Below are 8,127 nucleotides of genomic sequence, written 5' to 3' on the forward strand. Positions count from 1 at the left end.
ACGATCGCCGCGGCGAACCACGCCCCGCCGCGGGAGAGCACCCGGCGCACCGCGGCGCGGGCGGCGTCCGCGTCCTCACCCTGGCCCCGGTCCTCCGCGGGACCGGGGCCGAGCAGCCCGGCGTCGAGGTCCTCGCGGGGCAGCAGACTCAGCCAGCCGTCGTGGCCGGACAGCGTGCCGCGGCCGACGGCGACCACCGCGCCGGAGGCGAGGAGCTCGTCGAGCATCTGCGGCCGGTAGTCAGCCACCCGGACCGGCAGCAGATGCGACTCCCAGGCGCTGGCCGGCGCCGCGGCGCCGGCGAGCTGGGAGATCGTCTCCAGCAGGCCCGCCTCCCCGTCGACGCGGGTCCGCGGCGCGGCGTGCTGCCAGCGGGCGAGGAACTCCGCGTAGGCGGCGGTGGGCACCGGTTCGACCTCGGCGCGCAGCGCGGCCAGCGAGCGGCGCCGGATCCGCCGCAGCATCTCGACCTCGCACCATTCGGCCGCGCCCGAGCTGGTGGTCCCCTCGCCCGCCGCGCCGTCGCCGGCGGGGCGGAAGCGCCCCTGGACCACCCGGCGCTGATCGGCCAGCCGATGGAGCACCTCCTCGACCACGCCGACGCCCAGTCCCAGCACCGCGGCGGCCTCGGTGGCGGTGAACGGTCCATGGGTGCGTGCGTGCCGGGAGACGACGTCGCCCAGGGGATCCTCGACGGGCTCGAGGAACGGCTGCGGGATGCCCGGCGGCAGCGGAGCGCCGACGCCGTCGCGCAGCTTCGCGGCGTCCTCGATCGCGGCGTAGCGCTGCTCGCCGGCCCAGCGCACGCAGAAGGCCCGCTGGGCGGCGACGAGCTGCTCGGCATGGCCGGCGGCGGTCTCGGCGTCCAGCGGCGGCGGGGCGGCCGGAGAGCCTTCGGCGTCGCTGTCCTCCCCGGGGCTCCCGTCGTCCCTGCCCTCCTCGCCGACCATCCGTGCGGCGAGCTCCTCGGCGGACAGCGGTCCCAGCAGGCGCAGCAGGTCGGCGACCCCCTCGACGCCGCGCAGCCGCCGCGAGGGCGCGGTCCGCTGGGCGTGGGCCTCGGCCTCGGCGATGATCTGCGGGTCCAGCAGGTCGCGCAGCTCCACCTGGCCGAGCAGCTCGCCGAGCAGCTCGGGGTCGACCTGCAGGGCGGCGGCGCGACGCTCGGCCAGCGGGGAGTCGCCCTCATAGAGGTACTGGGCGATGTAGCCGAAGAGGATGGACTGGGCGAAGGGCGAGGGCTGGGCGGTGGTGGCCTCGACCATCCGCACCCGGCGGGCGGAGAGCTGCTCGGTGAGCTCGCGCAGGGCGGGCATGTCGTAGACGTCCTGCAGGACTTCGCGCATCGCCTCCATGATCATCGGGAAGTCCGGGTGTCCGGAGGCGACCTCCAGCAGCTGCGAGGCGCGCTGGCGCTGCTGCCACAGCGGGGTGCGCTGCCCCGGCGACTGCCGCGGCAGCAGCAGGGCGCGGGCGGCGGCCTCGCGGAACCGGCCGGCGAAGAGCGCCGAGGCGCTGACCTGGGAGGTGACGATCTCCTCCAGCTCGTCGGGTTCGAAGGCGAAGAGCTCCGCGCCGGGCGGCTCCTCGTCCATCATCGGCACCCGCAGCACGATGCCGTCGTCGGAGGCCAGGGCCTGGCCGTCCAGCCCGTAGCGCTCGTGCAGACGCTCGCCGACCGCCAGGGCCCAGGGCGCGTGGACCTGCAGGCCGTAGGGGGAGTGCAGGACGATCCGCCAGTCGCCGAGCTCGTCGCGGGTCTGCTCGACCACCAGATCGACGTCGCTGGGCAGGGTGCCGACGGCCTCGTGCTGCTCGTCCAGGTAGCGGCGGAGATTGTCCCGGGCCCAGGCGTCCAGCCCGAGGGCGGTGAGTCGCTGCTCGACGGCGGCCTCCTCGCCGGTGCGGACCTCCCGCTGGAAGGCGCCCAGCGCGCGGCCCAGCTCGGCGGGCCGGCCGATGCCGTCGCCGCGCCAGAACGGCAGAGTGGCCGGCTGGCCGAAGGCCGGAGTGACCAGCACGCGGTCGAAGGTGATCTCCTCGATCCGCCAGCTGGTCGCGCCCAGGGCGAAGACGTCGCCGATGCGCGACTCGTAGACCATCTCCTCGTCCAGCTCGCCGACCCGGCGGCCGCCGGACCGCGACGACCCGGCGTCCTCGCCGCCGGCCAGGTAGACGCCGAAGAGCCCGCGGTCGGGGATGGTGCCGCCGGAGGTGACCGCCAGCCGCTGGGCGCCGGGCCGGCCGGTCAGCGTGCCGGCGTCGCGGTCCCAGACGATCCGTGGGCGCAGGTCGGCGAAGCGGTCGGAGGGGTACTTGCCGGCCAGCAGGTCCAGTGTGGCCTCATAGGCCGAGCGGGGGAGCGAGGAGAAGGGTGCGCTGCGCCGGACGGTCTCGAACCACTCCTCGACGTCGAGGTCCGCCAGCGCGCAGGCGGCCACCGTCTGCTGGGCGAGGATGTCCAGCGGGCTGCGCGGCACGTGCAGCGCCTCGATCTGCCCGGAGAGCATGCGTTCGACGACGACGGCGGTGGAGACCAGGTCGCCGCGATGCTTGGGGAAGAACCAGCCGATCGAGACCTCGCCGACGTGGTGGCCGGCGCGGCCGAGACGCTGCAGGCCCGCCGAGACCGCATGCGGGGCCTCGACCTGGACGACGAGGTCGACCGCGCCCATGTCGATGCCGAGCTCCAACGAGGAGGTCGCGACCACGCAGCGCAGCCGCCCGGCCTTCAGGTCCTCCTCGATGACCTGGCGCTGCTCCTTGGAGACCGAGCCGTGGTGGGCGCGGGCGAGCAGTTCGGGGGCGGCGGGCGAGCCGTCGTCGTCGGCGCCGGCGGCTTCGGCGCGGCTCGCGGCCCCGCCGTCGTCGGGGTTCACCGTCTCCTCGGGCGCGGGCCGGCCCTGCTTCTCGGCGTGGATCTCGTTGAGCCGACCGGTGAGCTTCTCGGCCAGCCGTCGCGAGTTGACGAAGACGATGGTCGAGCGACGGGAGGAGACCAGCTCCACCACGCGGTGCTCGACATGCGGCCAGATCGAGGGGGTCAGCGGCTGGTCGGCGCCGTCGTCGGCCTCCGACTGCGGGGCGGCGAGGTCCTCCACCGGCACGGAGACGGTGATGTCCCACTGCTTCTCGGCCTGAGGGGCGACGACGTCGACCGGTCGTCCGCCGCCGAGGAAGCGGGCGACCTCGTCCTTCGGCTCGACGGTGGCCGAGAGCCCGATGCGCTGGGCGGGGGCGTCCAGCAGCGCGTCCAGCCGCTCCAGCGAGAGCGCCAGATGGGCGCCGCGCTTGGTGCCGGCCATCGCGTGGACTTCGTCGACGATGACGGTGCCGACGTTCGTCAGCGTGCCGCGCGCCTGCGAGGTCAGCATCAGATACAGCGACTCGGGCGTGGTGATGAGGATGTTCGGCGGGTTCCGCACCAGATCGCGACGCTCCTTGGGCGTGGAGTCGCCGGTGCGCACGCCGACGGTGATGTCGGCCGGCTCCCGGCCGAGCCGGCGGGCGGTGTGCCCGATGCCGACCAGCGGGCTGCGCAGGTTCCGCTCGATGTCCACGCCGAGGGCCTTCAGCGGCGAGATGTACAGGACGGTGGTGCCCGGCTGCGGGGCGGCGACGAGCTGGTCCAGGGCCGAGAGGAAGGCCGAGAGCGTCTTGCCGGATCCGGTGGGGGCGACCACCAGGGCGCTGCGGCCGGCGGTGATCGACTCCCAGGCGCCGGCCTGGGCGGCGGTCGGTGCGCCGAACGAGGCCTGGAACCACTCGCGGGTGGGTGCGGTGAAGGGCGCCAGCGGATCCATGGGTCCACTCTAGTGGTGCGGGGTGTGGGCGATGACTCCGTGGAAGGCGTGGGAAAGCGGCGACATTCCCACGCCTTCCACGGAGTCATCCGCTGGGGGCGACAGGGGCGGCGGTGCTGCCGTGGTTGCTCTGCGGCGGGAGGCGGGTGAGGATCGAGGCATGAGTCCACGTGCGGATCGCGACCTCCCCTCGCCGGTGCTGCCCGCGACGGAGGTGCGTCGGCTGCTGGTCGCGGGGTTCGGCGAGATCGACGGGCGCCTGGCGCGGCTGCGTGCCCGGCTCGGCGTCGTCGTCGGCGTCGCTCGGGTGCTGCCGGTGGAGCGCACGGCGGAGAGCGAGGCCGCCGTCGCCGCCGCGCTGGACGAGGTGCTCGACCCGCGGCGCCGGGGTGTGCTGCCCCAGGTCGCCGCGGAGCTGCTCCTCGGGCTGGTCACGACGCGGCCGCCGCGCGGAGCACGCGCCGTCGTCCAGCTGACCTGGTACCCGGATCGGGTGCGGATCGTGGTCCATGCGGTGGAGGCTCCCGGGATGCGCGGCGCGGCTGCCGGGGCGCTCGCCGTCGCCGAGGAGGCGCTGGCGCCGCATCACCGTTGATGACTCGGCGGAAGGTGTGGGAAAGCCGACGTATTCCCACCCGTTCCACGGAGTCATCGCCGGGGACGGGCCGGCTCACCGCGCGTGCGGCAGCAGATCCCCGCGGCGCAGCGGCTGATTGAACAGCGGGCCGTCGGGCTGGAGCACGACGCCGGCGGCCAGCGGACCCAGCGAGACCGGGTCGAATCCCATCGCCTCCAGCAGCGCCATCACTCGACCTCGGGCGGCATCGTCGTCGCCGGCGACTCCCAGCGCGCGGCGCTGGGTGACTGGCAGATCCAGCTGCGCGGCGTCGTCGAACTCGGAGTGCGAGATGTGGTTCAGCGCCTTCACCGTGCGGGCTCGGTCGAAGTGCTCGGCGACCGCCGACGACGTCGGCTCGCCCCGGATCACCGCGCCCTCCAGCCAGGTCGGCAGGATCTCGTCCTGCCAGGTGTTCGTCGCATCCACCAGCACCGTGCCGGCGACCCAGGCCGGATCGACCTCGTCGAGCTCCTCCTGCGGCACTGCCAGGACCACCACGCCGCCGTCCTGCTCGCGGGTGCGGGCGGCGACGTCGGCTGGGTCGACGGCCCGAGCTCCCGGGGCGTGGATCGTCAGATGATGGCGCAGCGCCTTCGGCGGGCGGGTGTTGGCGATGTCGACGCCGTAGCCCGCCTTGAGCAGCACGCGCGCGAAGGCGGTGCCGGCGCGGCCGGCGCCCAGGACGCCGACCACCGGGGGAGTGCCCGGCGCAGGGGAGCCGTGGACCGGCGGCATGGGGGGATTCTGCGGGTCAGTCATGATGCTCGGACTCTGTGCTCACACATGGTGGTAGGGCCTTCCGGCGGAGATCTCCTGGGCGCGGTAGACCTGCTCGGCGAGGATCAGCCGGACCAGCTGGTGCGGGAAGACGAGCTGGGACAGCGACCAGACCATGTTCGCCCGCGTGTGGACCTCCTCGGAGACCCCGTAGGCGCCGCCGACGAGCAGCGCGATCGAATGCCCGGTGTCGAAGCGGGACTGCAGGTGGTCGGCCAGCTGCGGGGAGCTGAGGTTCTTCCCGCGCTCGTCGAGCAGGATCACATGGTCGGCCGGCTTCACCGCGTCGAGCAGCCGGGCGGACTCCTCGGCGCGGGCGGCGTCGCCGTCGCGGGAGGAATGGGGCAGCAACGTCCAGCTCAGGTCATAGGGCTTGCGCAGCCGCTTGGTCCAGCGCTCGATGCCCTCGACCGCCCACGACTCGTGCTTCCTGCCGACGGCGACGACTGTGATGCCCATGGTCATCGAGCCTATGCGGGGCGCGCGGACGGGTCCAGCAGGCGGGGACACAGAAGAGGCCCGGCCCCGCTCGATCGGCGGGATGCCGGGCCTCTGCGTTGCGGAGGTGGGGGGATTCGAACCCCCGGTCCGGGGTTAACCGGACCCTTCATTAGCAGTGAAGTCCGTTCGGCCGCTCCGGCACACCTCCTGTGCATGGACAGGGCGGGCCCCTCCATGCGCCCGATAAGATTAGCGCCTCCGGGGCGTCGAGTTCAAAGCAGGCCGATTTCAGTACTCTGGTGGGAGCGGCGGCACGATCCGGGAGGCCGGCACGACCGGCACGACCGGCACGGCCGGCACGGCCGACGCCGGTCATCGACTCCGCCGCCCCCGTCTCCCGCCGCGTCCGTTCGTCGTCCCCGGAGGTCCCCGCCCGCATGCCAGAGCACGAGGTCGCCGAGCAGCCTGCCGTCCCGGAGCCGGTGGTCCGCCCCGAGGGCCACGCGGGTCCGAGCGAGCACGTCGTCGCCGTCGTCGGCGCCGGGCCGCGGGGGACCTCTTTCCTGGAGCGGCTGCTGGCTCATCTCGAGGAGCTGCCCGCCGGCGGTCGGTCCCAGGCGCCCTGGCTGCGGGTGCTGGTCATCGACTCCGCCGTCCACGGGCCCGGGCGGGTCTGGGACCCTGAGCAGTCTCCGCTGCACCTGATGAACACTCCGGCCAGCTATCCCACCGTCGCGCCGGTGGGACGGACCGGCGAGCAGCTGGCGCCGTCGTCGATCTCACTGAGCTTCTCCCAATGGCGGCGCCGTCGCGGACTGGTCGACGAGGACGCCCCGGACACCGACTTCCCGCGCCGCGCCGACTACGGCCGCTACCTGGCCGAGATGCACCGGCAGGCCGTCCAGACGCTGCAGGACCGGCCGGGCGTGGCGGTCGAGTCGATCCATGCCTCCGCGATCGCGCTGGAACGGGAGGACGCCGACGACGCCGCGTCCGCGAGCCTGCTGACCCTCGACGACGGCACGGTCCGGCGTGCAGACTCCGTGGTGCTGGCCGTCGGGCACGTCCCGGCCCGACTCAACGACGCCGGAGCCCGCACCGCCTCCGCCGCCGAGGAGCTGGGGCTGCGGCACGTCGCCCCGGCCGTCCCCACGACGTCGACGTCGAGTCCTTCCCCTCGGCGAGACCGTGCTGATCCGCGGGATGGGCCTGAACTTCTTCGATCTGATGATCCGCGCCACCGTGGGCCGCGGCGGGCGCTTCCGCTGGAACCCGCAGGCCGAGGCCGGGCGGCGCTGTGAGTATGCGGCCTCCGGGCGCGAGCCGCATCTGCTCGCCGGCTCCCGGCGCGGCGCGCCCTACCGGGCGAAGACCGGCGCCCCGGGCTTCGTGCCCGCGGGAATCCGGCTGGTGCACCTCACCGACGCCGCGATCGAGGAGGCCGAGCGCCGCCACGGCAGGCTCGACTTCGCCGCCCACCTGTGGCCGCTGATCATCCGCGACGTGCTGGCCACCTACTACCGCACGCTGGTCGAGGTCGCCGGCGAGCTCTTCGACGACCCCGCGGGCTTCCTGGAAGCCTTCGACGCGCTGCTGCGTCGGGAGGATCTCGGCGAACAGGTGCTGGCCTCCCGCGGCCAGGCGCTGCTGCACTCCCACGCCCCGGACGCGATCTGGCTGGACGTCAGATCCCTGGGGCGGCCCTTCGACGGCGTCACCTTCGCCTCGGCCGCCCAGCACCGCGAGCATATGCTCGCCTATCTGGAGGACGACGCCGCCAGCTCGGCCGCCGGGGCAGCCAGCCCGGTGAAGATGGCGATCGGAGCGATGCATGCCGGGCGCATGCGACTGAAGGCGCTGATCAGCGAGGGGCGGGTCGCCGAGGCCTCGCGCATCGAGGACGTCGAGGGATGGTTCGAGCCGCTGATCGAAGGCCTGGCCAGCGGACCGCCGATGCAGCGCATCGAGGAGCTGGCCGCCCTGATGCGCGCCGGCGTCGTCGACATCCTCGGCCCAGACCCGCTGTTCGACGTCGACCGCGATGCCGGGTGCTTCACCGCCGAGTCCCCGTGGGTGGAGGCCGACCCGGCGACGGCGCGATGGCTGGTCGAGGCGATGATGCCGGCCAACCGCGTCCGGCTCTCGGCCTCGCCGCTGGTGAGCTCGCTGCTGGCCACGGGGCTGGCGCGCGCCCAGGAGGTCGTCGACGTCGCCGGGGCGCCGCGGGCGGGGAAGGGATTCGCCGTCACCGAGGCGCCGCACCGGCTCGTCGACGCCTCCGGCGCGGCGTCCCCGTCCATCTACGTGCTGGGCCTGCAGCTGAGCTCGGTGCAATGGGGCACGGCCATCGCGGCCGAGGCCGGCGGCGATCCGCAGGCCGGGGCGCGCACTCTGGCCGACGCCGACGCCGCGGCCGGCAGCGTGGTGCAGACTGCGCTGGGGGCGGCTGTGCTCGAGGCCCCGGCGGGCTGAGCGCATCGCGTCCAG

Annotated in this window: 6 protein-coding genes and 1 tRNA gene; 3 read left to right on the plus strand and 4 right to left on the minus strand. The window is 74.1% G+C overall.

The genetic code is table 11. The features are described 5' to 3' along the window. The coding region (locus GU5_RS13975; protein ID WP_010524357.1) for a DEAD/DEAH box helicase at positions 1–3,803 on the minus strand (3,803 nt) is incomplete at its 3' end. Between the two features lie 160 nt (positions 3,804–3,963). Here GU5_RS13975 and GU5_RS0104350 point away from each other — a divergent pair. Further along, positions 3,964–4,398: a hypothetical protein gene (locus tag GU5_RS0104350; RefSeq protein WP_010524358.1), complete on the plus strand. Its 435-nt coding sequence runs from the start codon at positions 3,964–3,966 to the stop codon at positions 4,396–4,398. 75 nt (positions 4,399–4,473) lie between these two features. Here GU5_RS0104350 and GU5_RS13980 read toward each other — a convergent pair whose 3' ends face one another. From GU5_RS13980 to GU5_RS0104365, 3 genes are all read right to left on the minus strand, one after another. Continuing rightward, positions 4,474–5,181, minus strand: coding sequence for an NADPH-dependent F420 reductase (locus tag GU5_RS13980; protein ID WP_237704664.1), 708 nt, complete (start codon positions 5,179–5,181; stop codon positions 4,474–4,476). Between the two features lie 18 nt (positions 5,182–5,199). Next, positions 5,200–5,658, minus strand: coding sequence for a 23S rRNA (pseudouridine(1915)-N(3))-methyltransferase RlmH (locus GU5_RS0104360; protein WP_010524360.1), 459 nt, complete (start codon positions 5,656–5,658; stop codon positions 5,200–5,202). 101 nt (positions 5,659–5,759) lie between these two features. Then, positions 5,760–5,848, minus strand: a tRNA-Ser gene (locus tag GU5_RS0104365). Between the two features lie 229 nt (positions 5,849–6,077). Between GU5_RS0104365 and GU5_RS16225 the strand changes: the two genes are divergently transcribed. Both GU5_RS16225 and GU5_RS16230 read left to right on the plus strand, forming a co-directional pair. Further along, positions 6,078–6,941, plus strand: a complete 864-nt coding sequence (locus tag GU5_RS16225; RefSeq protein WP_050806590.1) for an FAD/NAD(P)-binding protein — start codon at positions 6,078–6,080, stop codon at positions 6,939–6,941. Continuing rightward, positions 6,829–8,112, plus strand: a complete 1,284-nt coding sequence (locus GU5_RS16230; protein WP_139084311.1) for a hypothetical protein — start codon at positions 6,829–6,831, stop codon at positions 8,110–8,112. Before GU5_RS16225 ends, GU5_RS16230 begins: the two co-directional genes overlap by 113 nt. Positions 8,113–8,127: the final 15 nt, after the last annotated feature.

The sequence above is a fragment of the Nesterenkonia sp. F genome (assembly GCF_000220985.1).
Lineage (GTDB): Bacteria > Actinomycetota > Actinomycetes > Actinomycetales > Micrococcaceae > Nesterenkonia.